This is a genomic window from Streptomyces dysideae, assembly GCF_001514305.1.
Classification (GTDB): Bacteria; Actinomycetota; Actinomycetes; order Streptomycetales; family Streptomycetaceae; genus Streptomyces; species Streptomyces dysideae.
This window is the reverse complement of sequence record NZ_KQ949119.1, coordinates 40,728-66,264: the sequence shown is the minus strand read 5'-3', so window position 1 is coordinate 66,264 and position 25,537 is coordinate 40,728. Positions and strand designations below refer to the sequence as shown.

At 70.7% G+C, this 25,537-nt stretch carries 18 protein-coding genes; 5 read left to right on the top strand and 13 right to left on the bottom strand.

Annotated features, from left to right (window positions below):
- Positions 1-7: 7 nt before the first annotated feature.
- Together AQJ91_RS42290 and AQJ91_RS42285 are read right to left on the bottom strand one after the other, a co-directional pair.
- Positions 8-1,180, bottom strand: coding sequence for an ATP-grasp domain-containing protein (locus AQJ91_RS42290; protein WP_067033501.1), 1,173 nt, complete (start codon positions 1,178-1,180; stop codon positions 8-10).
- A 47-nt stretch (positions 1,181-1,227) separates the two neighbouring features.
- Positions 1,228-2,403: an ATP-grasp domain-containing protein gene (locus AQJ91_RS42285; protein ID WP_067033498.1), complete on the bottom strand. Its 1,176-nt coding sequence runs from the start codon at positions 2,401-2,403 to the stop codon at positions 1,228-1,230.
- Between the two features lie 216 nt (positions 2,404-2,619).
- Between AQJ91_RS42285 and AQJ91_RS42280 the strand changes: the two genes are divergently transcribed.
- The 5 genes from AQJ91_RS42280 to AQJ91_RS42270 all read left to right on the top strand — a co-directional run bounded on the left by AQJ91_RS42280 (position 2,620) and on the right by AQJ91_RS42270 (position 9,090).
- Positions 2,620-3,342 carry an AlkZ-related protein gene (locus AQJ91_RS42280; RefSeq protein WP_067033495.1) on the top strand — a complete coding sequence of 241 codons (723 nt, stop codon included), beginning with the start codon at positions 2,620-2,622 and terminating at the stop codon, positions 3,340-3,342.
- A gap of 266 nt (positions 3,343-3,608) precedes the next feature.
- On the top strand, positions 3,609-3,779 hold the full coding sequence (locus AQJ91_RS54140) for a hypothetical protein (protein ID WP_159054790.1): 171 nt from the start codon (positions 3,609-3,611) through the stop codon (positions 3,777-3,779).
- A gap of 963 nt (positions 3,780-4,742) precedes the next feature.
- Positions 4,743-5,327 (top strand): VOC family protein, encoded by a 585-nt coding sequence (locus AQJ91_RS56815; RefSeq protein WP_234383366.1) that lies wholly within the window; start codon positions 4,743-4,745, stop codon positions 5,325-5,327.
- A 527-nt stretch (positions 5,328-5,854) separates the two neighbouring features.
- Positions 5,855-7,384 carry a MocR-like pyridoxine biosynthesis transcription factor PdxR gene (gene pdxR / locus AQJ91_RS42275; RefSeq protein WP_159054789.1) on the top strand — a complete coding sequence of 510 codons (1,530 nt, stop codon included), beginning with the start codon at positions 5,855-5,857 and terminating at the stop codon, positions 7,382-7,384.
- A gap of 92 nt (positions 7,385-7,476) precedes the next feature.
- On the top strand, positions 7,477-9,090 hold the full coding sequence (locus tag AQJ91_RS42270; protein WP_067033492.1) for a GMC family oxidoreductase: 1,614 nt from the start codon (positions 7,477-7,479) through the stop codon (positions 9,088-9,090).
- Positions 9,091-9,403: 313 nt separating this feature from the next.
- Here AQJ91_RS42270 and AQJ91_RS42265 read toward each other — a convergent pair whose 3' ends face one another.
- The 11 genes from AQJ91_RS42265 to AQJ91_RS42215 all read right to left on the bottom strand — a co-directional run bounded on the left by AQJ91_RS42265 (position 9,404) and on the right by AQJ91_RS42215 (position 25,448).
- On the bottom strand, positions 9,404-10,888 hold the full coding sequence (locus AQJ91_RS42265; RefSeq protein WP_067033489.1) for an FAD-dependent oxidoreductase: 1,485 nt from the start codon (positions 10,886-10,888) through the stop codon (positions 9,404-9,406).
- Positions 10,885-12,129: an NAD(P)/FAD-dependent oxidoreductase gene (locus AQJ91_RS42260; RefSeq protein ID WP_234383365.1), complete on the bottom strand. Its 1,245-nt coding sequence runs from the start codon at positions 12,127-12,129 to the stop codon at positions 10,885-10,887. Before AQJ91_RS42260 ends, AQJ91_RS42265 begins: the two co-directional genes overlap by 4 nt.
- 19 nt (positions 12,130-12,148) lie before the next feature.
- Positions 12,149-14,368 carry a molybdopterin oxidoreductase family protein gene (locus AQJ91_RS42255; RefSeq protein ID WP_067033484.1) on the bottom strand — a complete coding sequence of 740 codons (2,220 nt, stop codon included), beginning with the start codon at positions 14,366-14,368 and terminating at the stop codon, positions 12,149-12,151.
- On the bottom strand, positions 14,365-16,560 hold the full coding sequence (gene pabB, locus AQJ91_RS42250) for an aminodeoxychorismate synthase component I (protein WP_067033481.1): 2,196 nt from the start codon (positions 16,558-16,560) through the stop codon (positions 14,365-14,367). Before pabB ends, AQJ91_RS42255 begins: the two co-directional genes overlap by 4 nt.
- 75 nt (positions 16,561-16,635) lie before the next feature.
- Positions 16,636-18,057 (bottom strand): 3-deoxy-7-phosphoheptulonate synthase class II, encoded by a 1,422-nt coding sequence (locus AQJ91_RS42245; protein ID WP_079085620.1) that lies wholly within the window; start codon positions 18,055-18,057, stop codon positions 16,636-16,638.
- 65 nt (positions 18,058-18,122) lie between these two features.
- Positions 18,123-18,749 carry an FMN-dependent NADH-azoreductase gene (locus AQJ91_RS42240; RefSeq protein WP_067033478.1) on the bottom strand — a complete coding sequence of 209 codons (627 nt, stop codon included), beginning with the start codon at positions 18,747-18,749 and terminating at the stop codon, positions 18,123-18,125.
- A 17-nt stretch (positions 18,750-18,766) separates the two neighbouring features.
- Entirely contained in the window at positions 18,767-20,134 is a 1,368-nt protein-coding gene (locus tag AQJ91_RS42235) for an aldehyde dehydrogenase family protein (RefSeq protein ID WP_067033476.1), read from the bottom strand.
- The gene (locus AQJ91_RS42230) at positions 20,134-21,228 is read right to left on the bottom strand and encodes an AMP-binding protein (protein WP_067033473.1); all 1,095 of its coding nucleotides are present in this window, start codon (positions 21,226-21,228) and stop codon (positions 20,134-20,136) included. Before AQJ91_RS42230 ends, AQJ91_RS42235 begins: the two co-directional genes overlap by 1 nt.
- A 14-nt stretch (positions 21,229-21,242) precedes the next feature.
- Positions 21,243-22,637: a nitrate/nitrite transporter gene (locus AQJ91_RS42225; RefSeq protein WP_067033532.1), complete on the bottom strand. Its 1,395-nt coding sequence runs from the start codon at positions 22,635-22,637 to the stop codon at positions 21,243-21,245.
- 198 nt (positions 22,638-22,835) lie between these two features.
- Entirely contained in the window at positions 22,836-23,525 is a 690-nt protein-coding gene (locus AQJ91_RS42220) for a DsbA family oxidoreductase (RefSeq protein WP_234383364.1), read from the bottom strand.
- A 123-nt stretch (positions 23,526-23,648) separates the two neighbouring features.
- On the bottom strand, positions 23,649-25,448 hold the full coding sequence (locus tag AQJ91_RS42215; protein WP_067033467.1) for a class I adenylate-forming enzyme family protein: 1,800 nt from the start codon (positions 25,446-25,448) through the stop codon (positions 23,649-23,651).
- Positions 25,449-25,537 lie beyond the last annotated feature (89 nt).

Sequence of the window (25,537 nt, the reverse complement as noted above, 5' to 3'; positions counted from 1 at the left end):
AGGCTGATCATTTGAGTTCCAATCGCACATTTTGGCGGACAGTGCGCAGCATGGCGTCGACCTCGGCCGCATCCCGGCCGTGGACGAGCACGAAAGCGGTGAGGGATCCCAGATCGCGGGTGAGGGGCACGAAGTCTCCGGGAGTGACGCAGGGGTACACGGCGTCGACCCCGGGCATCAGCCGGACCTCGTCCAGGCCGGCCAGCTCCGTGAGCACTCCGGGCCGGTCGTCGTTGCGCAGACAGCAGATGCCCAGTGCCGCGTCGAATCCGAGGTCACGGGAGAGCAGCTCCGTGTCCTCGCCCAGGTACGCGCCGAGGGTGTCGTCGTAGGGACGGATGGTGCTGTGCAGGAGCCAGTGGTCGGTCATGTGCGCGCCGGGAAGGCGGCTGGCCAGCTCCATCAGACAGGGTCCGGCGGCATCCGTCTTGATCTCGGTGTGGCTGGGGCCCAGCCGCACCTGGTAGGCGTCCAGCGCCTCCAGGACGAAGCGTTCCGCGGCCGACCAGTCCGGATCGTCAGGACCGAGCTGGACCAGGTCCCAGTACGGCTGGTCGTAGTCGGCGCTGCCGGGCTGCCGGTACTCCCACATGTCCAGCACCCGGTGGCGGCCGTCCTGGCTGAAGCAGTTGACGGCGACCTCCCGGCCGCGCACGTACTCCTCGACCAGCCATTCCTCGTTCGCGCGGCCGAACAGGTCGTGGGCCGGAAGGTCGCCCACGTCGGGCGGCCCCCGGAGAATCGTCACCCCGTGCGAGCCCGCACCCCGCTGCGGCTTGGCGATGGCCGGTACGCCGATCCGCGTCGCCGCCTCTGCGACCCGGTCCCGGGAGACGGCCTCGAAGGCCGGAACCCGGATGCCCGATTCCACGGCGTGTCTTCGCATCGCCGCCTTGGAGCGCCGGGCCGACGCGGTGACCGCCGGATTCCCCGGCACCCCTAACAGCTCGCCCAGGCGGTCCCCGATCTCCACCGACGGCTCGGTGGTCGGGACAACCGCGCGGACCGGCCCCGTCAGCCGGCCAGCGGCCTCTCCCGCGTCGGCGGCGTGCACGACCTGCTCGTCGTCGCGCTGGTAGTCGGGGTCGTAGGACGCGAGCAGCGCCTCGTCCAAGGTGTACAGCGAGATGGTCGGCAGAGCCCGACGGCGGCAGGCGTCCTTGAACGGGTGCCCGGTCATGGCCGGGTCCACCAGGACGATGCTTCCCCCGTGAGCCGAGGACCGGCTCACGCCGTCACCGCGATGCGCAGTTCGTCACGCACGCGGGCCAACACCGCATCGAGTTCCCGCCGGTCGGGGGCCTGGTAGACCACCATGCCGACCCGGTCCATCGAGGAGCGCAGTTCGTGGACCTCGTCGCCGGGTGCCACGTCGATCTCGATCTTCACCACGCCGGGGAGCTTCTCCACCCGCTCCACGCCCTCCACGGCGCTCACCGTGCCGACCGGAGGCGTCGGGAACCAGACCGAGGCCATCCGTGGCGGGGTCCCGGCCGCGCCGGGCGGCAGGTTGACCGGGAGTCCACAGGCCGCCGCGACCGCGGCGTCGTAGAGGTCGACGTCAGTGGCAGCCTGGATGACGTCCATCAGGTAGTCGCCGGGCGTGCGGGTGGCGATCTCCACGATATGCGGGCCGTCGGAGCGCAAGATGAGCTCGAAATGAACGACGCCGGTCCGCATGCCCAGCGCCCCGATCACCTGGCGCAGCAGGGTCGAGATCGCCTGCCGGTCCGCCGCGTCGAGACCGGCGGGGACGTGGTGGGCCAGCTCGACCCGGTAGGGCGCCACAGTGGTGGTCTTCGCGGTGACGCTTTCGAAGACCGGTACGCCGTCGACAATCAGGGCCTCGACGCTGAACTCCGGACCGTCGAGGTACTCCTCGACCAGAAACGAGGCATTCGCGGGCTGCTCGTTCGCCCAAGCCCGCAGTTCGTAGTGATCGGCGGCAATCCGCACGCCCGGACTGCCCATGCTGAACAAAGGTTTCAGCACCACCGGGTAGCGGCTGGCCGCGAACGACTCGGCAGCCCGCGCGTCCCGAGCATGCAGGTACTCGGGCTGGTTGAGGCCGACCCGGCCGAACACCTCGCGCTGCATCAGCTTGTTGCGGGAAATGACCGCGGCCCGTACCCCGGGCCCCGGCAGGCCCAACTCCTCGGCCAGCATCGCGGCCGCGACGATGTGCGGCTCCGAGAAGCCCAACACGCCGGCCACCGGTCCATCGGCCAGGGCGGTGGTGGCCGCGGCCAGCCAGCCCTCGTCGTCCGTCGCCGTCACCGGGTACCCCTGGTCGCCCAGGCCCAGAGCGGCCTTGGTCTCCTCCCACCCCAGTGCGGCGGAGGTGTCCAGGACCGACACATCCAAGCCACGCGCGTGGGCCCGACCCAGATAGGGACGGCCCATCCAGCCGCACCCAACCATCAGTAACTTCCCTATGAATTCCCCCAGTTGTCGGGTCTTGTGGACCGCGGCGGGCCCGATCATTCATCAACTCGGAGCCGAGAAGCAAGGCTTGTTTTGCCTCGGCGTGGCGCGTAGGTTGAAATTGAAAATGTCCACATGGTGGACGCAGACGGGCGGCCGGAAGTCCGGTATGGACCGCATGGGGGGGGATCACGAGTGGCAGGCGGCACCGTCGTCGAGGCGCGCCGGGAACGTTGGTGGCAGGACGGCCCCCCGCTGCGCTCCCTGGCGGAGGCGCGGGAGTACATCGAGGATGTCGGCATCTCGCTGCTCTTCGGCGGAGCTGCCGCTCGCTACCCGTCGCTTCGCGAGGCCTCGCGCGACGAATCCCTCCCCCGCCTTCCCTCAGGATGGGGACAGGACCTGGAAGCGATGTGGACCTGGAAGGACACCCTCCCCGTCCAGGGCCGCGCCTGGCTGGGCCGCTACCTGTCCGGCAAGCAGACCCTACTCTCCGGCCAATTACTCGCGGACCTCTACGAGTTCGAGGGCAAGGAGGACGACGTTCTGTCGGTGGTCGGCCTCTCCGAGGAGGCTGGCCGACTGGCAGGCCTCCTGCTGGACGAAGGGCCGATGGCGACCCGCGCGCTGCGCGATGCCGTCGGAGTGACAGGCAAGAGGTTCGACCAGATACTGACCGAGCTGGGCCGTCGCCTTCTGATCACCAACTACGGTGTCGAGGAGGGCCCCGGCTGGGCCAGCTGCGTCATCGAGCTGACCGCGCGGGTATTTTCCGTGCCGTCGCAGGGCAGCCGCGCCGAGCGCGACGCGCGGGCGGCGGCCCTTTTCGTGGACACGATGGTCGAGGCGAAGCCTGCTGCTCTGTGCCGCGCCTTCGGATGGTCGCGGGAGAGGGCAGTTGCGGCCCTGGAGTCCTGAGGCGCGGGACGACCTCTCACCGTCCAGAAACCGCGGCGCCGGGCTGGCCCCCGCGTGACCGGCCCGGACTCCAATACCGACGTCAGCCTGTACGGGGCACCCGGTGACATCAACATCCGCGTAGGCCGACCGCCGACGCTGTCCGCCCACATCCGACTGATCGTCCAGCCGGCAGCGGTTCAGAACGGAGGCCTGACACTCCGATAGTCGACGCACACGGGAACGTCCTGGTATCCAAGCTGGACCCGACTGCCGGATCCGAAGAGTTGGACCTCAGCACCTCCCCGGAGGGCACCGCGACCGGACGCCCCCAAGCCGACACCACCGACTACAAGGTCAGCGTCACGACCCCCATGGCCGACGCGTGCCAGATCAACGCCGCGATCATCGATGCGGAGACCGTCCAGGGTCTGGCCGACTCCCAGACCCCAGCCTGAGGGTCTTCCAGCCGCTGATCGAAACGACCGCCGGCAGCAACGACGCCAACTGGGGCCTCACCGACCCCACGACCGTCGTCGGCGGCTCGACCCTCCCGGTCCGCACCAAGCTGTTCGTGGACCCGGGCCGGACGTGAGACCTGTCAGGACTGGACAGTCCCGCCGCTACCGATCGTCCCATCGAAGATGGTCGCATTTCACCCGTCGCCCCTGGGGCAGCGACAAGGCCCTGATGGAGTGTCACGCACACCTGTCCACCGGTTGTCCACCGAAGCCCATTGCGCACGCCTGGCCCAACCCTCCCAAATGAGCAAAAGTCCAGCTCAGAGACCCAGGCCGTCTATACGGTCACGGAAACCACACCTCCGACCTACGCATTACGATGCGCAGACTACGAGTGTCCGATTGGCCAGGATTCCAAGGTCAACGAATACAAGAAACCCCAGGTCAGAGGCCTAACCTGGGGTTCACCATGGAGCCGCCTTCGGGATTCGAACCCGAGACCTACGCATTACGAGACCATGAGCGATCGTGTTGCGTAATGCCGCGCCATGCTGCGTGGTGACGTTTTTCCTGATCAGAGCATGTGCAGCAGGTTGACCCGTGCCACCCCGTGATGCACCGTCCAAAGGCGTCTGTCCACCGGCTGTCCACCGGTAGGGCTCTCGCCGGCCCGCCAGTGAGACTGCTGCTGGGCTGCCGGCGATGCTGTCGACCTGTCGGAGAGGCGAGCGGAGGTCACTGTGGGACCTCTACAAGCCATCCGCGAGTGGGTTCCTCCACGGATGCCTCTCCGGTAGCACCTCACCCTAGCCGCTGCCTGCCCGGCCCTGGCGCGGTTGTGTTCCGCCGGAGTGCTGGTCGACCTGACCGGCCCGCGGTCTTTCGCTTGTGTGGCTGAGCTGCGGTGCCGCTCGGTGGGAGGCACGATGGAGCCAGCGATATCAGCGCAGGAGGTACGCGATGGCGAACGAGCGGACCTTCTTCGCGCTCGGCGTGGCCGATGCCGAGCGCGGGCGCGCCTTCTACGGCGCCCTCTTCGACTGGACCTTCGAGCCCGGCCCCACCGGGCGGGGCTTCGCCCTCTCCACCGGCGGCGTACCGGGCGGCTTGCACGACGGCGACAAGGGCGCGTCCCCTTACCTGTTCTTCGGGGTCGAGGTCCTGGGCACGGCGGTCACCAAGGTGCGTGAGTTGGGCGGAACCGTCACGGACATCGGTAACGAGGGAGAGGATGACGAGGAGTCTGTTGCCCGGTTCGGCCGCTTCAAGCTGTGCCGCGACGATCAGGGCTCGGGCTTTCGGGCTGCACCAGCCGCCGAAGCGCCCGTGACCCGCACGCCTCCTCACAACTCCAAGCCACAGATACGCGCCCGAATAGGTGCCGGGCCAGGGCACCCGAAGGCAGGACGAGGACGCCTTCGCGGCGCTGGTCGAAGGGCTCGGCCACGCGCCTACGCACGTCGTCGGCAGTTCCTTCGGAGCGTCGATTGTTCTCGGTCCGGCAGCACGCCGACCCGAGCTGTTCCGGGGCGTCACGGTCCGTGAACCCCCGCTGGCGGGAGTCGCGCCAGCCCCTTCAAGGCGCGGGCTGCATCCCACGTCGCTCATCCCAGCCAGGCCGTGATCATGCCGTGGGTCGCCTGATCCGCCTTTCTGTGGGGTGGTTTCCCGCACGGGCCTCGCCCCTCACAGCGACGGGCCCGCTCGGCCCCGCGCCCAGTCGCGCGGCGCCTCCCGGCCGGTCCTCAGATCCTTCCCGGCTCCCGTCGGCAGAGCTTCCTGCGGATCAACTCCGCCCAACCGGCTTTCATGTACGACGACATGACGGAGCATCCGCCCTCCGCCTCGCTCCACGGCCACCTCACGCGGCGTCGGAACGCCGCGTCCCGCACTACGGCACGGTAACTGGCGCCCTGTGTCCACGCTCACGTCTCCTGGCCTGGAACAGCGCCTTCCACTCGACCGATCTTGACGGAATCGGCCCTCCCCCCACTCCCGTACATCCACGGCACCAACGAGGAAACAGCGCCACGAGCCCTTCTCACGTCTCCCCCACCAGGAGGTGCCAGGCCGTGCCGAGAGAATCCACTGCTCTGCCGCTAGGCGGATTCGCTCTTGACCGCAACCTTCCCGAGCCTCTCTACCAACAGCTCTACGAACGGCTCAAGGACGCCATTTCCAGCGGGCAACTCCGGCCCGGCGTACGTCTTCCCGCGACGCGAACGCTCGCCCGAGAACTCCAGGTCTCCAGGAACACCGTGCTGGTCGCCTACGAACGGCTCATGACGGAACGATTCGCCACCGGTCAGGTGGGATCGGGCACACACGTCGCCGACAGAAACGGCGGCAGACACCTTGACGGCTCGACACCGAAGACGACCCGGCTGCCGACTCCACCCGGGGAGCCACGACGAACTCCCCGGCTGTCCCGTGCCGGGCGCGTGATGCTCCAGGCCTCGCACGCGTTCGACGGCCGGCACCTGATCTCCCGCACACCCACGCAGCCCTTCATCCTGGGCGTACCGGCGTTGGACCTCTTCCCGGCCCAACTCTGGTCCCGCGTCGTCTCACACCGTGCCTCCCGGCTCAGGAACTCACTGATGAACCATCAGGACCCCGTCGGCTACTGGCCGTTACGCAATGAGCTGGCCACTTATCTGGGTCTGACACGCGGTCTCTCCTGCACCGCCGAACAGGTGGTGATCACGAGCAGTACCCAGACCATCACCCACCTTCTGGCCCGCATCCTGTTGGAGCCCGGAGAACAGGTGCTCGTCGAGGATCCAGGCTTTCTCGGAGCCCGCGCCGCGCTCATGGCCGCCGACGTCGTTCCCTGCCCCGTCGATGTCGATCACGAAGGGCTGTGCATCTCCTCGGGCGAGAGCCGGTACCCCGGGGCACGCATGGCTCTCGTCACCCCCAACAACCAGTTCCCGACGGGCTGCCGCATGACGGAGTTCCGGCGCGGCCAGCTGCTCGACTGGGCGGCACGGGCGGACGGCTGGCTGATCGAGGACGACTACGACGGGGAGTTCTGGTCGGGCAGCCCGTTCCCGCCACTGCAGCAGATGGACACCTCGAACCGGGTCATCTACGTGGGCACACTGAACAAGGTGCTGTTCCCCGCACTGCGTCTGGCCTACGCCGTGGTCCCGCCCGAACTCGTCGACGTCGTGGCCGCCGCCCAGTACTCCGCGTACGGCGCGCCGCCGGTGCTCGAACAGGCCGCCGTGCACGACTTCATGGCCGACCATCACTTCGCCCGCCATATTCGCCGTATGCGCCAGGCGTACCACGAGCGGCGTGAGGCCTGCGTCCAGGCGCTGCAGGCCCAGTTCGGCAATCTGGTGCGCATCATGTCGCCGTCGGCCGGTACACATCTGGTCGCCGGATTCCCGCCAGGCACGGACGAGCACCGGCTGGCCCGGTTCAGCCGCCGCTCGGGGGCCACTGTCTACCCGCTCTCCTCCTATCACTCCACCGGTGTGGCACCCACCCCCTCTCTGGTCCTCGGCTACGGCGCCACGACGCCCGAGCAGGCGACTCTCGGTGTGCGTCACATCGCAGCCGCTTTCGAACAGTCCACCCGCGCGGCGAGCTGATCCGCCAAGGCCCCGCCCGGCCCGTCGGCTCGCAGCCGCCGTCCCCGGTCGGGCGATCCCGCACCCGCACCCGTTGAAACCCAGGAGGGAATGTGTACGACTACATCGTCGTGGGCGCCGGTTCCGCCGGTTGTGTCCTCGCCGCCAGGCTCACCGAAGACCCCGGCACCCGCGTGCTGTTGCTGGAGGCCGGTCCGGCGGACACCGCCGAGGAGATCCGTCTTCCCATGGCGTGGCCCAGGCTGCTGCAGTCCGCGTACGACTGGAGGTACCTGAGCGAGCCCGAGCCGGGGCTGGGAGGACGGCGACGGGTCCTGCCGGTGGGCAGGACGCTCGGCGGATCCTCCTCGATCAACGCCATGATCTATGTCCGGGGCAACAAGCGCGACTTCGACGACTGGGCGGCGCTCGGCGCCCGGGGCTGGGGCTGGGACGACGTACTCCCCTACTTCCGGCGCGCGGAGGACAACACCCGTGGCGCCGATGAGCTGCGCGGGGTGGGCGGCCCGCTCGGGGTCACCGACAACAGTTCCCGGCACCCGATCATGGCCGATCTGATCAAGGCGGGTGTACAGGCCGGTCATCCGCGCAATCCCGATCTGAACGGCGCCCAGCAGGACGGATTCGGCTGGTACCAGGTCACGGTCCGCGACGGTGTACGGAGCAGCACCGCCGCCGCGTATCTCCGTCCGGTTGTTCACCGCCCGAATCTGCACGTGTGGACGGACACGCTCGTCCACCGCGTGGTCCTCGACGGCGGGCGCGCGGTCGGGGTGGAGGCCGAGCGGGCCGGCGAGCTGGTGAGCCTGCGCGCGGAGCGTGAGGTCGTCGTCTCGGCGGGGGCGTACAACTCACCGAAGCTGCTGATGCTCTCCGGTGTGGGGATCCCCGCGGATCTGGAGGCGATGGGCATACGCCCGGTGGTGGACCTGCCGGTCGGCGAGAACCTGCGGGACCACCCGCATGTGGCGCTGGTGTACCTCACGGACACCGAGACCAAGGAGACCCAGTTCACGCCGGAGAACCTGGAGCTGTGGCGCGCGACCGGGGGCGGCCCGCTGAGCTCCAACCTCGGTGAGGCGGGAGGCTTCCTGCGGACTCGGCCCGATCTGCCCGCGCCCGATGTCGAGGTGACCGCGAGCCCGGCGATGTTCCTCGACGAGGGGCTGACCGCTCCGTACGACCACGCCTTCATGCTCGGCCCGACCCTGCTCACCCCCACCAGCCGGGGCAGGGTCTCACTGCGCACGGCGATGCCGGGGAGCGCACCGCGCATCCTGCACAACTACCTCACCACCGAGGAGGACCGGCAGGCGGTGGTCCGAGGGGTCCGGGCCCTGTTGAGCGTGGCGGACCAGCCCGCTCTCAAGGCTCACCGACGGGCACCGCTGAGCGTGCCGGACTCCGACAGCGACGCCGACATCCTGCGCTTCGCACGGCGGGTGACGAACAGCCTCTTCCATCCCGTCGGTACCTGCGCCATTGGCAGCGTGGTGGACCCCGAACTGAGGGTCCACGGCGTCACGGGGCTGCGCGTGGTGGACGCGTCCGTCATGCCGACCCTGGTCCGTGGCAACACCAACGCGACAACGATCATGATCGGCGAGAAGGCCTCGGACCTGATCCGCGGCCGCGGGGCCGCCGACGACCAGGACGTTTCTGATGGCTCTTGGTCGGCTGCCGGGCAACCGACCGGCTTGACATGAGCCGCCTCATGAGGCGCCGATCGCCTCGCTGGGCGCGCCCGTTCCAGCCAGGAGGCGTCCTCGAGATCCGTCAGAAGCCCCCAGGGCCTGTCCGGCGCATCATGCCGGCTTCGGGCTGCGGCGTCTGGTGATCGCCGGTGAGCGGGGCTTGGTGCGTGCGGCTGCGAGGTGGCGGAGGCTGTGACATCAGCCGCTGCCGCGGCGGGCGACGCGGAGCGTCGGCGACCGACGGCAACGCGGCAGACGCGCGTGCCAGGCCCTGCGGCCCAGGCGTGATCCGCCGGGCAGGTCCCGGGTGCTGTCCGGCGGTTGGTCATACGGGGCTCCCCGTCACCGGTATCGCGGTCGCGTCGATGCCGGTCGTGGCGGTGAGCCCTTCGCCAAGCAGCGAGGCCACGGCCTCCGTGCAGCTCCCGCATCCGGTGCCGGCGCGGGTGCGGCACCCCACCGACGCCAGGTCGGCGCAGCCGTTCCGGACGGCGGAGCGGACCGTGCCCGCCGGGACGTGGTGGCAGTGGCAGACCACCGCCTCGTCCGGAAGTGCTCCGACGGCCGCGGACCGCCCCGGAAGCGGCCCGGGGACGACGAGTTCCTCGACGGAGGCGGGTAGCGGACGGCCACTGCCCGCGAGCGGACGCAGAGCCGCGTATCCGGAGGTGTCCCCCACGAACAATCCACCGAGCAGCCGGCCCTCCGCGGAGACGCGCAGTTTGCGGTACACCCCGGCGCGGGTGTCGAGATGGCTCGCCTCGTACCCGCCGGGCGCCACGCCGGGTGCGTCCCCGAAGCAGGCCACGTCCACGTCGAGCAGCTTCAGCCGGGTCGCGGTGTCCACTCCGGTGAAGGTCTCCGTGCCGCCCGCGAGCCGGTCGGCGACCACGCGGGCCATGGCGTTCCCGGGGGCCAGCAGACCGTGTACCCGCCCGTCGACCGTGAGCGCGCAGTCCCCGATCGCGTAGACGCGCTCGTCCTCCGTACGGCAGGTCTCGTCGACCACGATGCCGCCCCGCTCCCCCACGGCGAGCCCGCAGGACCGGGCGAGCTCGTCGCGGGGGCGCACGCCCGCCGCGAACACGACGGCGTCGACGTCGACGCGGGTGGGCGGCGCGCCGTCGGGTGCCTGGAGTCGTACGGCGGTCGCCCGGTGGTGTTCGTCGGTGTCGATACCGGTGAGGCTCGTACCGGTGTGCACGGCGATGCCCAGGTCCTCGATGTGGCGACGCAGCGTCCACCCGCCGTGTTCATCGAGTTGACGGGGCATCAGCCACGGGGAGAACTCGACGACATGGGGCGTCAGGCCGAGGCCGCGCAGGGAGTTCGCGGCCTCCAGTCCCAGCAGCCCGCCGCCGATCACGGCTCCCACGCCCGCCCCCGCGCAGTGCGCCCGGATGGCCCGTACGTCCTCGACCGTCCGGTGGGCGAAGCACCCGGTGGCGTCCGCTCCGGGCACGGGCGGCACGAAGGAGCGGGAGCCGGTGGCGAGGACGAGGACGTCGTAGCCGACGACGTGTCCGGCGGCCGTGGTCACGCGGCGGCCCCGGCGGTCGACGGCGACGACCGGATCGCCGAGACGGGTGCGGATCCCCGCGCGGTCGCGGAAGCCGGGCTCGCCGAGGAGAAGGCCTGCGGGCTCGGTCTCCTGGAGGTACCGGGACAGATGGATCCGGTCGTAGGCCGGGACGTCCTCCTCGGCAAGCACCGTGACCTGCCAGTCCCGCAGCACGCCGCTGGCGTCCAGGGCCGTCAGCAGGCAGTGGCCGACCATCCCGTAGCCCACCACGACCAGACGGTTGTTCATCCTTCTCCTCCGAGTTCCGTGACCAGGTGGAGGCGGTTCGGTGGCAGCGGCTCGGTGGCCTCGTAGGCCCGGCGCACCGTGTCGACGGTGGACAGGTCGCCGAGCAGAATGCCGCCCACGACGTGATCGTTCCGGGTGACGATCTTCTTGTAGACACGATGCCGGTCGTCGGAGAGGCAGAGCACGTCGGTCTGCGCCGCGCCCTCGATGCCACCCCGGACGCCGGTGCCGGTGCCGACGCCGGTGGTGGCCTCGCCGAAGACCGCCAGGTCGAGCCGGTCCGCGATGAGGCGCGTGAGCGTACGGGCGCCCGTGAAGCGCGCGTGCCGGTCGTGCCCGGACAGCCGCGCCGCGAGCACCTCGGCCTGCTGCCAGGCCGGGACGGCGGTGTCGTGGACGACCCCGCGGTGTTCCGCGCAGTCGCCGATGGCGTGGATGTGCGGGTCGGTGACGCTGCGCAGCGTGTCGTCGACGACGACTCCCGCGTGCACGGCGAGCCCGGCACGACGCGCGAGTCCGACGCGTGGACGTGTGCCGCACGCGGACACGACGAGATCGGCCGCGAGCACGGAGGAGTCGGCGAGCCGCACCCCCGTGACCCCGGTACGGCCGGTCAGGCTCCGCGCGGACGTCCCGGCCCGTACGGCCACCCCGGCGTCCTCGAGGACGGTGCGCAGCAGCGCTCCGGCCTTGGCGTCGAGGCGGCGGTGCATCAAGTGCCGCCCCTGGTGGACAAGGGTCACCGGGAGTCCACGCCCGGCGAGGACGAGCGCGGTCTCCACCCCGAGCAGGCCCCCGCCGACGACCACCGGGCTGCGGGCACCGACGCACTCCTCGGACAGCCGCAGACAGTCGGTCAGGGTGTGCAGCCGGTGCTCACCGGCCGAGGACCGCTCGGGGCGTGATGGGTGCCGCCACGGCTGTTCCGGCCGGCTCCCGGTCGCCAGGACCAGCGCGTCATACCCGTGTTCGACTCCGGCGGAGTCGATGACCGTACGGGTGGCCCGATGCACCGCGCCGGCCCGGACACCAGCCCGCAGCTCGATGCCGGGGGGCAGCGGCAGGGCGATGTCCCCGGACCGGTAGTGGCCGGCGAGCACCCCGGTGAGCAGCGGGCGGTTGTAGGCGGGGTGGCGTTCGCCGTCGAAGACAGTGATCCGGACATCGGGGTTCAGGGCCGTCAGCCGGCGGACGAAGCGCGCTCCCGCCATGCCGCATCCGACCACCAGAACGCGGCGCACGTGCCTTCCCATGGGTACCTCACAGGGTTTGTACGGCGGATGCGGAACCGGTCTCCCTCGGTCGGCCGGGCTGCCGCCGCCCCCGCCCGGCTCCGCCGCCCCCGCCCGGTGGTGCCTGCCGCGCGGCCACCGGTTCGACGCGTACGGCGCACACCTTGAACTCGGGCATGCGCGAGACCGGGTCGAGCGCGGGGTTGGTGACGGTGTTGGCCCGCCCCGGCCCGGACCAGTGGAAGGGCATGAACACCACGTCCGGGCGGATCTCCGTGCTCAGCCTGGCCTGGGCGACGGCCGTTCCACGCCTGCTGGTCACCGTCACCGGCTCGCCCTCCAGCACGCCGAGCCGGCGGGCCCGGGAGGGATGGATCTCGACGTACGGCTCCGGCGCGGCGGCCCGCAGCGCGGCCACCCGCCGGGTCTGTGCGCCGCTCTGGTAGTGGGCCAGCACCCGCCCGGTGACCAGGTACAGCGGATATCGCTCGTCGGTGGTCTCGGCCACCGACCGGTGGTGGACCGGCATCATGCGGGCCCGGCCGTCCGGCGTCGCGAAGGACTCCAGGAACAGCCGGGGTGTGCCGGGGTGTCCGTCCGCCGGGCACGGCCAGAACACCCCGTTCTCCTCGGTGATCCGTTCGTAGCTGATCCCCGCGTAGTCGGCCGGGCCGCCCGCCGACACGGTCCGCAGCTCGTCGAAGACCAGGCGCGGATCGGCGGGGAAGCCCTCGGCCCGGCCCAGCCGGGCCGCCAGCGCGGAAAGGATCTCCAGATCGGTACGCACCCGGGCGGGCGGCTCGACGGCTTTGCGGCGCAGAACGACCCGGCCCTCCAGGTTGGTCAGGGTGCCGGTCTCCTCCGCCCACTGGGCCGACGGCAGGACGACATCGGCGAGTTCGGCGGTCTCGGACCGTACGACGTCCGCGACCACGAGCAGGTCCAGGGCCCGCAGCCGCTGCTCGACGTGATCCGCCCGGGGTGCCGACACGACCGGGTTGGAGCCGAAGACCAGCATCGCCCGCACCCCGCCCGGTGTGCCCGCGGTGTCGAGCATCTCGTAGGCCGACGTACCCGGGCCGGGGAGTTCGGCGGGGGTGATTCCCCAGAGGCGGGCAGTGTGCTCCCGCGCCACCGGGTCGGTCAGGCTGCGGTAGCCGGGCAGTTGGTCGGCCTTCTGCCCGTGCTCGCGCCCTCCTTGGCCGTTCCCCTGTCCGGTCAGGCACCCGTATCCGCTGAGCGGCCGACCCACCTTCCCCAGGGCCAGGCAGAGGTTGATCCAGCCGTGCACCGTGTCGGTGCCCTTGCTGTGCTGCTCGCTGCCCCGGGCCGTGAGCACCATTCCGGTGGGCGCCTGGGCAAACATCCTTACGGCTTCCCGTATCTGATGGGCCGGTACGCCGGTCAGCCCCTCGACGCGGGCCGGCCAGTACTCCATGGCGGTGGCTCGCACGGCCGCGAAGCCGCTCGTCCGCGCGGCGACGAAGTCCTCGTCGACATGGCCCTCGGCGAGAGCGATGTGCAGCATGCCGAGCGCCAGCGCCAGGTCGGTGCCGGGCAGCGGCCGCAGATGCAGGTCGGCCCGCGCGGCGGTGCGGGTGTGCCGCGGGTCCACCACGATCAACCGGCCGCCCCGCTCCGCCAGTTGGGTCAGGTAGCGCAGGGCGGGCGGCATCGTGTCGGCCAGGTTGCTGCCGACCAGCAGGACACAGTCGGTCTCGGCGATGTCGGCGAGCGGGAACGGCAGCCCCCGGTCCAGGCCGAAGGCCCGGTTCACCGCCGCGGCCGCCGAGGACATGCAGAACCGGCCGTTGTAGTCGATCGCCGACGTACCGAGTGCGACCCGCGCGAACTTGCCCAACAGATAGGCCTTCTCGTTGGTCAGCCCGCCGCCGCCGAACACCCCGACGGCGTCGCGGCCGTGTTCGGCCTGTACCGACCGGATGCCCGAGATCACGCGCTCCAGCGCCTCGTCCCAGGTGGCGGGGCGCAGCGCCGTGCCGTAGCCGTCGCGGACGAGCGGAGTGCCGAGCCGGGCCGCCGGGTTCAGCAGCTCGGTGGCGCTCTGCCCCTTGCCGCACAGCGCCCCGCGGTTGACCGGGAACTGCGGCCACGCGTCGACCGTGACAGGTGCCGCCGCGCCCTGGTCGCGGCGGCCGGTGCCGGGCCGGCTCTGCCGCAGCACCATCCCGCACTGCAGGGCGCAGTACGGGCAGTGCGTACGGATACCGTCGGCCGGCTCGTTCATCGGAGCCCGCCCTCCGCGGTCCGCGTCGGCAACGCCGTCCGGTCGGTCACGGGCCCCGCGTCCTTGCCGGACGTGCCCGCCAGCAGCGCCCGCAGCGGTGTCGCCGCCTTGAGCAGCATCTCCTCGTACTCCTCGACGAGATCGGAGTCGAGCACGATGGCGCCCCCGGCTCCGGCGTGCAGACCATCCTCCGTCAGTACGGCGGTCCGGATCACGATGTTCAGATCGGCCGTGCCGTTGCAGGAGAGGAAGCCGATGGCACCCGAGTACACGCCGCGCGCCCGGGTCTCCAGCGAGTCGATGATGTCCAGCGTCCGCAGTTTCGGCGCACCGGTCATCGAGCCGCCCGGGAAACAGGCGCGTACGCACTCCACCGCGTCCACTCCGGCGCGGAGTCGGCCGCGGATGGTGGAGACGAGCTGGTGCACGGTGGCGTAGGTCTCTGTGCGCATCAGCCGGGGAACGGTGACGCTGCCGACCTCGCACACCCGGCCGAGGTCATTGCGGAGCAGGTCCACGATCATGAGGTTCTCGGCGCGAACCTTGGCGCTCGTCGTCAGTTCCCGGCGCAGCCTGGAATCCTCCGCCTCGTCCATGCCGCGCGGCGCGGTTCCCTTGATGGGTTTGGTCTCGACCATTCCGTCGCGGGTGATGCGCAGGAACCGCTCCGGGGAGGAGCACGCGATCTCCATCCCGTCCAGGCGCAGATAGGCGGCGTACGGGGCGGGGTTGGAGCGCCGCAGAGCCTGGTAGAAGCGCAGCCCGTCGGCGGGGCGGGGGGCCTGGACCGCGTTGGTCAGGCAGATCTCGTAGCTCTCCCCGGCGAGCAGTTCCTGTTTGCAGGCCGCTATGTCCGCGAGGTACTGCGCGCGGTCGCGTACCAGTGCGGGTTCCAGTCGCGCGTTGTCGACGGGCGACAGGTCGGGGACGGGGATCGGCCGGGGACGGGGCAGCGCGGCGAGTGTGGCGGCGGTCTTCTCCAGCCACACCGTCGCGTCGCGGTCGGAGCGCGGGCTGCCGTCGCTGAGGGCCAGCAGATACGTGGCGCCCTGCTGGTGGTCCACAGCGATCAGGCGGTCGGCGAAGATCCAGAACGCGTCCGGGGTCGGCGAGCTGTGCTTCGCGGTGGAACCGCAGTCGGCCTTCAGCTCGTAGCCGAAGTAGCCGACGTAGCCGCAGGAGAAGTCGATGGGCAGGGCGGGATTCTCGACCCGGCGGCCGCGCAGCGCCGTCTGGAGGTAGTCGAAGACGGTTCCGTCGACCCGTTGGGTCACCCCGCCCGCCGCCGTGACCTCGACGGCGCCCTCACCGACGCGGTAGCGGACGATCTCGGAGAGCGGCCCGGACGCGTCGCCGAGGAACGAGAAGCGGGACAGCCGGGGGTCGATCAGGGAGCTGTCGAGCCAGAAGGCGTGCGGGGAGGCGGCGAAGAGCCGGGTGAAGGCGGCCTCGGTCTCCACTGCGGACTCCATGATCCGTGAGTGCAGGCGGTAGGCGCGTGCCTCGACGGGCCGGGGTCCCGGCTCATGGCCGGTCGGCGCGGGTACAAGGCGGGCTGCCGGGCGGGCCCCGGAGTGGCCCGGAGCCCGGTGCGAGAGACCGGGCGCCTGGTGGAACCGCTCGGTGAGATCGCGGAAGTTGCCGAGCAACTCGTACCCGAACTCCGTGGCGACGGACTCCGGGTGGAACTGCACGCCCCACAACGGGCGCGTACGGTGCCGGATGCCCATCAGCACCCCGTCCTCCGCCCAGGCGGTCGCCTCCAACTCCGGTGGCAGCGGCTCCCGCACACACAGCGAGTGGTAGCGCACCGCCGTGAAGCCCTGCGGAATCCCGTGGAAGAGCTCCCCTCCCTCGTGGCGCACGGTGGTGAGGTGACCGTGCCGGGCCTGCGGCGCCCGTACGATCTCCGCGCCCGCCCCGGCGGCGATGCCCTGATGGCCCAGACACACGCCCAGGACGGGCAGGCGGGCCGATTCGATGATCCGCGCGCAGGCGCCGAAGTCCTTCGGCCGGGTCGGATTCCCCGGCCCGGGAGAGATCACCACGTTGTCGTAGTCGTCCAGGTCGAGTTCTGCGCAGTCAGCTGAGTCGTTGTGCAGGACCACGGGCTCGACCCCGTTCACCTGCGCGATCAGCTGGAAAAGGTTGTAGGTGTACGAGTCGTAGTTGTCGACGAGCAGGGTTCGCACGGCTGCCTCCCTGGGAACGGCACGGCCGGCCCTCACTGAGGGCATGGATGCTGGGGTTTCTTCGACCGGTACGGGTTACGCGGCGAGCTTGGCGACCATGTCCGCCATCGCCATGAGCTGCTCGTTGTTGAGCCGGGGGTCGCACAGCGTCTCGTAGGCGTCCGCGAGAGCGGATTCGTCGGCGACCCGGGTGCCGCCCACGCACTCGGTCACCTCGGCGGCGGCAGCCTCCAGATGGACCCCGCCGGGCCACTCGCCCATCCCGCGCAGGACCTCGAAGAAGTCCGTGACCTCGTCCACCATGTCCCTGAGATGACGTGTCTTGACGCCCGCGCGGGTCACCGTGGTGTTGCCGTGCATGGGGTCCGACATCCACACCACGGGATGGCCTGCCCGGCGTACGGCTGTGACGATGGCCGGGAGCCGTTGCCGCAGCCGACGGGCGCCCATCCGGCAGATCAGGGTGAGTCGGCCCGGCCTGCGGTAGGGGTCGAGACGCTCGCACAGCCGCACGATCTCGTCGGGTTCGGCGGTGGGGCCCATCTTGCAGGCGACCGGATTGGCGATGCCCGCCAGGAACTCCACGTGGGCGCCGCCGACCTGCCGGGTGCGGTCCCCCAGCCAGGGCAGATGCGTCGACAGCAGAAACCATTCACCGGTGACGGGATCCCGGCGGGTCAGCGGGTTCTCGTAGTCCAGGAGCAGTGCCTCGTGGCTGGTCCACAGCCCGGTGTGGCGCCAGCCGCGCCCCTCGGACCAGCGGGTCTGCCCGTATCCCTGGACGAGCGAGCGCAGCGAGCCGTCGGGGGCCGTCTCCCCCCGCCCGTTCCACAGCAGCTCACGGGCGGCCGCGGGCTCCCAGGCCTGCGGGGCGAACGAACTCGCCGTCTCGTGGGCCAGGACGGCGAGTTCGCGCAGCACGTTCTTCGCCGTGTAGTAGCCGGAGAGCATCCGGTACGCGTCGGGCCTGCGACTGTCCTCGTGCGGCTCCGGGCCGTTGACCACGAGCCCCCGGAACACCGGCAGCTCCCGCCCGGCCACCTCTTCGAGGGGTTCCGAGCGGGGCTTGGCGAACTGCCCCGCCAGTCGGCCGACCGTGACCACGGGCAGGTCCAGGCGGGTGCTGACGCGCTCCGCCACGGCACCCAGAACCCGGTGCTTGGCCCGGGCGCCGGTGACGGCCTCCGGGCCGAACGGCTCGGCGCAGTCGCCGCCCTGCAGGACGAACGCCTCCCGGTTCTGCACCCGGGCCAGGGCCGCCAGAACACTGCGCACATCGCTGGTCGTGGTGAGCGCGGGCAGCAGGGCGAGACGGTCGGTGACGGCCGCCACCTCGTCGGGATCGGGCCACGGCGGCTGCTGCCGGATCGGCAGTCCGCGCCAGGCGAGCGGATGCCAGGACGACGCGGTGAGCGCGGCCCCGGACACCTCGGTTCCCTGGGCGTCCGGGACATGGTCGGCGGGGCCGGCTGATTCGAGCAAGGGCGGAAGGGGCATGCGGGTGCTCCTGATGCGGATCGGAAACGGTGTGCGTCGGGGAACAGGGACGTGTGTACTGCGGCTCAGAATTCCTTGCCGATTTCCCGTGCCTCGGCATGGGCGTTGCGTCGCAGGAGATCGGTGTCCTCGGTGATCTGGTGCGCTCTGAAGTGAATCGTGGAGAGGTCGGTGACCCCCGCCCACCGCAACCAGCCGTCGAATGCGGCCGTTTGGTGGTCGTCACCGAAAGCGGGCGGAAGTCCCGGTGCGTAGATCGAGCTGGTGTAAATGGCGACGGCTTTCTTTCCCTTGAGCAGGCCGGTGTATCCCGAGCCGCGGTCGAAGGCGAAAAGCAGGCCGGCCTGGCTCACCACGTCGATGAAGTGCTTGAGGACATAAGGAATTCCGAAATTCCACATGGGCACGCTGAACACATATCGGTCGTAGCTGTCGAAGCGCGCGAAGGTGCGCCGGACCGCCTCCCATGCCACGGCGCCCTCGCCCTCGGCCCGCCCTCCGGACGCCTCCGCCCGCTTCGCCTCGACCGCCGCCGCCCCGAACTCGGGAAGCGGCTCTGCCCAGAGGTCGAAGAGGTCGACCGTCGCGCCGGGATGTGTCTGGCGGTACGCCGCGACGAAGGTCTCGGCGATCGCCCGGGACTCCGAGTCCTCTGCTCGGGGTGAGGCCGCGATGTGCAACAGACGTGTCATGGGTCCGCCCTCCTGGTTCATCTGATGACCGCCTTGGAGCGCATCAGGAACTCCGCGAGATACCCGTCGTGCGGAATGCCGGGTGCCATCCGGTGCGTGGGGTGGTCTCCGACATGGACGTTGCTGATGCTCGGCTCGTCGACCAGTCGTCCGATGAGCCGTTCGTCCTGGCTGACCACGGTGAGCACCAGGGTGTTCCGCAGCGGCCCGACGCCGTCATCCGGCGACCAGGGGGCCACCCATACGCAGGGGAAGGGGAGTTCGGTGGCGAGCTGCGGTGCGTCCGGCCGGTCCAGCTGGACCACCGCGGGGCGCAGAACGGCGCTGCCGTCGCCGAGTTCGTCGACGATCCCGTCGCCGCCCAACCGAAGGACTCCGCCGTCCGCATGGTCGAGCAGATACTTCTCCGTCCTACGTGCCTCGGCGGCGGGCCGGACGGGCAGGACCGCCTTGTCGTCCTCCGGCGGCAGGCTGGGGAGCGCCGCCAGTCGCTCGGCGATGGCCGCGGCGACCGGTGCCGGGTCGCCCGCCACGAACACGGCGGTGGCGTTGACGCAGGCGACGCCACCCTCGTCGCTGATCGAGGCGACCACTGTGTCGAGCGAGGACGCCCAGTCCCCGTCCGCCAGCAGGATCTTGGTCCGCCCGGGGCCCTGGGTCAGGACGTTCGGGTCCGCCCGGTACTTGTGCACCACCGCGTCGCCGCCGTACACCAGGGACAGGTCCGCGCCCCGGACGATGTCGTCGGCGACGTGGTGGTCCGTGGGGAGCAGGATCAGCCGGTCGTCGCCGATCCCCGCCTCGCGCAGCGCTGTCACCAGGCGGTGCGGTGTGAAGGGCTCTCGTCCGGAGGGCCGCACCGCGACCCGGTATCCCATGGCCAGGGCTTCGAGCCAGAGGCTGTGCACACCGGGGTGGTTGCCCGCGGCGTGCACCGCGAAGACGTCACCGCGCCGGGTCCAGACCGCGCCGCCGCCCCGCGTCACGGGGTCCTGCCACCGGTCGACCGCCGCCGCGGGGCGAGCGCACCGCACGGAGCGGTACGCCTCGGCCGCGGCGCGCTCGATACGGCGGGTGGCGGACCGCACCACCGTGACCGGCACGCCGGAGACCCTGCTGACGAGGTACTGGTACTCCTGGGCCGACAGGCCGCCCACCGTGTCGGTCGCGAAGGTGTGCCCCGCCCGAGCGATGACGGCGGACAGTTCGTCGGATCCGGCGGGCGTGGCGGTGCGCAGCGCCGACAGGCCGCGCTGGACGAACAGCCGTGGCACCTGGCTCAGTTCGGCGACCGGCCGCCCGGTGACATCGGACACGGTCAGCCGGTTCCGCGCCCGAAACGCGCCACGGGCGCCCAGGGCGTCGAGCTGGATCGGTTCGTCCATCAGTAGACCCCTTCGATGACGACCTCGTCGTCGAAGGTCCGGACGGGGCTGACATCGGCCACCGAGTCGCCGAGTTGTCCGGCCAGGGGGCGGATCCGGGTGGCGACGTCACGTTCCAGGTTGTTGGGGAACAGCGCGCTCCGGCTGATGTGGTTCATGACCACCTGGCCGCGCTCGCCGTAGGGAACCGGCCGCCCCGTCTCGGGGTCGACGACCGAGAACGAGACATGGGGCGCGAAGGGGTCGAAGACACACTCGTCCTCGCTGCCGCTCCGCTCGACGGCCCCGCACAGGATCATGGTGCTGCCGTAGTTCCCGAACAGCTGGACGTCGGGGAAGACTTCGGTCCGGAACAGGTGCCGGCTGTCGGCGTCCATGTGGGCCCCGCTCCAGATGATGACCCGGACCTTCTCGTTCACCAGCTTGACCAGGTGTTCGTGCTGCGCCAGCCGTTCCAGCAGCGGGGGTGTGACGACCAGGACCCGGATGTCCTGGGTCTCCAGCAGGAACTCGCCCTGCGCCAGGATGTGTTCGACATAGCGCCCGGCCTCGTCACCGCGCCCTTCGGCGAGACACTTCTTCACCCAGCGCGGATCGAGGTCGATGGTGGAGGTGAAGCCGCCCCGGCGCCGCGCCTGCCTGGCCACGACCTCACCCCACAGATGGGGGCCGCTGGGGATCAGCGCCAGCCAGTGGGCGTCACGCGGATGACCGCGTTCTTCCATCTGACGGGTGGACCAGGTCACATAGCGGTCCATCCAGTCGGCGAGGTAGGCGACCCGTTTGGGAGCGCCGGTCGTGCCGCCGCTCTCGTAGATTCCGATCACCTCGACGGATGAGCCGTAGCCCTGGGGGACGAGGTCCCGGGCGGGCACCTGGCGCAGTTCGTTGACGATGTTGGGGAAGAGCTGGAGATCGTCGAAGGTGCGCACGTCCCGGCGCGGGTCGAAGTCCAGGGTCTTCGCCCGTTCGATCCAGTACGGCGAGCCCGTCTCGGGGCTGAAGTGCCACCGCATGGCGGCCTGGATGAACTCCTCCGGATCGGGGACCTGGTCTGGGGGAAAGGTGAGAACGGGGTCGGCGGCTACTGCCATGTCTGTTTTCTCCTTCAGACCGAGAGGACGACGTCAGGACGTGAATCTCGTGGTGTCCGCCCGCGGGGACCGCGGCGCAGATAGACCGCCCAGGTGACCGCGGCACAGGCGGCGTAGAAGACCAGGAACCCGGTGAACGCCGGAATGCCGCTCCCCCAGCCGGCGAAGGACGCGCGGAACGCCAGATTGATGAGGACGCCGCCTAGCGCGCCGACCGCTCCGGTGACACCGATGAGCGCACCCGACAGCCGCCGTGCCCGCTCCAGCCGGACCTGCGCGGTCCCGCTGCCCGCGCCACCCTGGAGCGCCTTTGCCCGGAAGATCGCCGGGATCATCTTGTACGTCGATCCGTTGCCCGCCCCGGACAGCATGAGCAGCACGATGAAGTCGGCGACGAAGAGGCCGAGCGAGTTCGTCCGCGATGCCACGACGGCGACCACGGTGCAGACCACCAGGGCCAAGAACACGGCGAAGGTGACTTTGGCACCGCCGATCCGGTCGGCCAGCCACCCGCCGGCCGGCCGGGTCAGCGAGCCGAGCAGCGGCCCGAGGAACGTCAACGACGCGGCCTGCAGCGGCGTACGGTCGAACTGGGTCTGGAGCACCAGGCCGAAGGCGAAGCAGTAGCCGATGAACGAACCGAACGTGCCCAGGTAGAGAAGGGACATCACCCAGCAGTGGGCGTCCCGCAGGACGTCCCGCAGCGCGTCCGTGTCGTTGCGGTTGCCGGGCAGGTCGTCCATGAGGAGTGCGGCGCACACCGCGGCGACGATGATCGCCGGAATACAGAGCCACAACAGCAGCCGGGGCTCGGTCGCGCCCACCGTGCCCAGTACCGCGAGGCAGGCCAGCTGCATCACGGCGACGCCCAGATTGCCGCCGCCCGCGTTCAGCCCGAGCGCCCACCCCTTGTGCCGCTGCGGGAAGAACGCGTTGATGTTCGCCATGGAGGAGGCGAAGTTGCCGCCGCCGAGGCCGGCCACGGCGGCGACGAGCAGCAGCGTTCCCAGCGAGGTGCCGGGGTGCAGGAACACCGCCGCCAGCAGCGTGGGGACCAGCAGCACAGCCGCGCTGACGACGGTCCAGGTGCGACCGCCGAACCAGACCACGGCGAGCGTGTAGGGGATCCGCAGTACGGCTCCGACCAGCGTCGGCGTGGAGACCAGGAGGAACTTGTCCGCAGCGGACAGCCCGTACTCCGGCCCCAGGAACAGCACCAGCACGGACCACAGGCTCCAGACCGAGAATCCGACGTGCTCGGCGAGGATCGAGAACGCCAGGTTCCGCATCGCCACGCGTCGCCCCGTGCGCCGCCAGAACTCCTCGTTCTCCGGATCCCAGTGCTGGATGCCGGGCCGTCCGAACCGCCGCCGGGCACTGGTGCCGTCGGGGGAGCCGCTCTTCGGCATGGCGCTCATCGATGGCCTCCTGAACGGACGGGCGTGACACACGGGGACGGCGGAACACGCGGGGCGGTACTTCACCGAAGCGCCGGCAGCGGCTCCGCCGGTCAGCGATGTCGAGCCGTGACACCGGGCCGGTGGGCTGCCGGCCGACGATGTCGAACGGTGACACCGGGCCGCGGAGACGGCGGCGCCGCGCCCCGCTCACTCGCGGGCGTGTTCCGCCGCCCGGGTCAGGATCCGCCGGTACACCGAGGGGTCGTCCGCCTTCAGTACGACCGGACTGGTGCCCGGCTGCCCCGCCCACTGGTAGTCGACCCCCGGGTTCGGCCATGAGCCCCCGTCCGGGGTGAACAGGTGCGGGCTCGTGATCACACCGCCGGAGACGAAGTCGTCGACCTGGGCGATGGTCGCGGCACGCGCGCGCCCCGCGTCCAGCGCCTCACCCACCGCCGCGGCGTCCACTGAGGGGCTCGACTCGGCGACGTCCAGCACCACATGACGCATCGTGATGCAGGCGTTGTCGGCGAAGAACGCCCTGCGCAGCGCGCGGTCGAGGGCTTCGCTGGCCGCCAGGCCCTGCTCCTTGGCCGCCTGCACCGCTTCCGCCGCCAGCAACCGGCTCACCGGCCACCGCCAGTCCGGCTCTGCCCAGAGCCGCCACCCCGCGTCCGGTTCCATCTCCGCCGTGACCGGGATCTCGGCGTCGATGACCGGCTTGGGCAGCGAGCCCCGGTTGATCACCTCCAACAGGACGGCGCGGTGGTCGAAGCGCACGACCTCGTCCAGTCCCAGCTCGGCGCGGGTCCGCCACAGCCGTTGGACGGCGACATGCGCCCAGGGGCAGGCGAGGTCCGCGTAGACCGCGACGGTGCCCGGCAGAACGCTGATCATGTCTCGGGAGTCCCTTCTCATGTGCGGGAGCGCTCCCGCTGGGGTCGGCCCCGCCGCCGAGGGCGTCCCGGGTAGGCCGGGACGCCCGCGGCGGCGCACGGGTGCGCGGGGCCGGCGCCGGCCTCAGACGGCCTGGTCCTGCCGGGGGTCGGACGTCGAGGCACGGCTGCTCAGCGAGTTCCGCGCCGCACGTGTGCGAGCGATGTCGAGCCCCTGGTCGTCGTCGGACAGCAGCACCTTCTCGTAGGCGCTGCGTACCTCACGCTTGAGCACCTTGCCGGTCACGCCGAGCGGGATGTCGTTCTCGCCCTTGACGAGTACGACCGCGGAGACCTCGTGCGTACCGGCCTTGCGCAGTGCCCCGTTGATCTGCGACAGCAGCTCCTCCGAGGTCAGCCGGCAGGGTTCGGCCAGCCGGATCACGGCGATCGGTTCGGACAGCTCCTCGTCGGTGGGGCTGACGGCGGCGGCCACCACACAGTCCACCGCCTGACGGCAGGCCTTCAGGACGAGCTCCTCCGTGGGCAGGCTGTAGACGGGCCCGCGGGCGGTGTGGATGACGTCGGTGACCCGGTCGTACTGGTAGAAGCGGCCCTGCTCGTCGTAGTAGCCGATATCGCCGGTGAGCCAGAAGCCGTCGTGCTTCGAACGGTGTGTCAGATCCGGGTCGTTCCAGTACCCCAGCGTCTCGGTCGGTGTCTTGACCGCGATGAACCCGATCTCGTTCGGCCCCAGCCGCTTGCCCTGCTCGTCGTAGACGGTGGCCTCTTCGACGATGGGCTCCGGGTGGCCGACACACCGCTTGTAGGCGTCGGTGTCCGGGCCGTGGATGTTCTGGAACACGGCCATGCCCACCTCGGTCGAGGCGAGCCCGTCGATGTAGCGCGAACCCTGCCGCCACTTGCCGCCGGAGCGGTGCCGTCCGAGCCGTACCAGCTCGCGGATGTGGGCCTCGTGCGAGGCGTCGGCCGTGCTCAGCCAGGTGGTCACCCGCGAGGCCGCGGACGGCTCCACGCCCAGCGCCGCCAGCTCGCCGAAGGTGATGGGGAAGGCGATGACCACGGTCGGCTTCCACCAGCGCATGACCTCGGCCACCGCCGGTCCCCGCTGCTCCTCCATCACCAGGGTGGGCACACCGGTCAGGGTGGCCATCATCATGTAGCTGAGGCCGGAGCCGTGGGACGGGGGGAACACCAGCAGGTTCCTGTCGTCGACGCCGGACGGCATCGTGAGGATGCGGGGGCGCTTGCCCGCGAAGAACTGCCGGTGGCCGAGGATCGGCGCCTTGGGCAGGCCCGTGGTCCCCGAGGAGTGCGCGATCAGCACCGGATCGTGGTCACCGTGCATGTAGGGGTAGCCGACGGGCAGCGGGCCCGCGCTGCCCGCGGCGTCGACTTCCTCCTGCGCGACCGTGAAGCCCAACCCGTCCGGGCTCTCGGCGGCCTCGACGAGGGAGTCCAGCCGGTCGGCGTCGGCGACGACCCCGCGCGGCTCCAGTCGCTTCAGATAGCGCGCCGCGATGTGCGGAGCCATGTTCGGGTTGACCGGGGCGGGAATGGCCCCAAGGCTGTTCAGGGCCATGAAGTGGACGAAGTTGGCGATGCCGTCCCCGCTGTAGATGCCGACCCGGTCACCGCGCACCACACCGGCGGCGTGGAACCAGCGTGCGTAGCGCTCGGTCGCGTCCCGCAGATCAGCCAGGGTGAAGACGCGGACGTCCTTCTCCCCACCGCCGCGCGGCAGGTGGTACAGCAGGGGAGCATCCTGGTCGGCTGCCCGGTCCAGGGTGTGCCAGAGGAAGGTCCCGACGCCGAGGGAACGCTCGGACACCAGCTCCAGCCGTGCCCGGAACCCCCGGTGCGAAGGGCCGAGCTTCATACGGCGAACCGACGCCAGATGCCGTTGCAGGGATCGGATGTTCATCTCGATTCTCCTTACTCTGTGGTGAACTCGTGGGACGCGTGACGGCTCGCGCGGTGGACGGGCGGGACGCGTCGAGCCGGGACACCGTG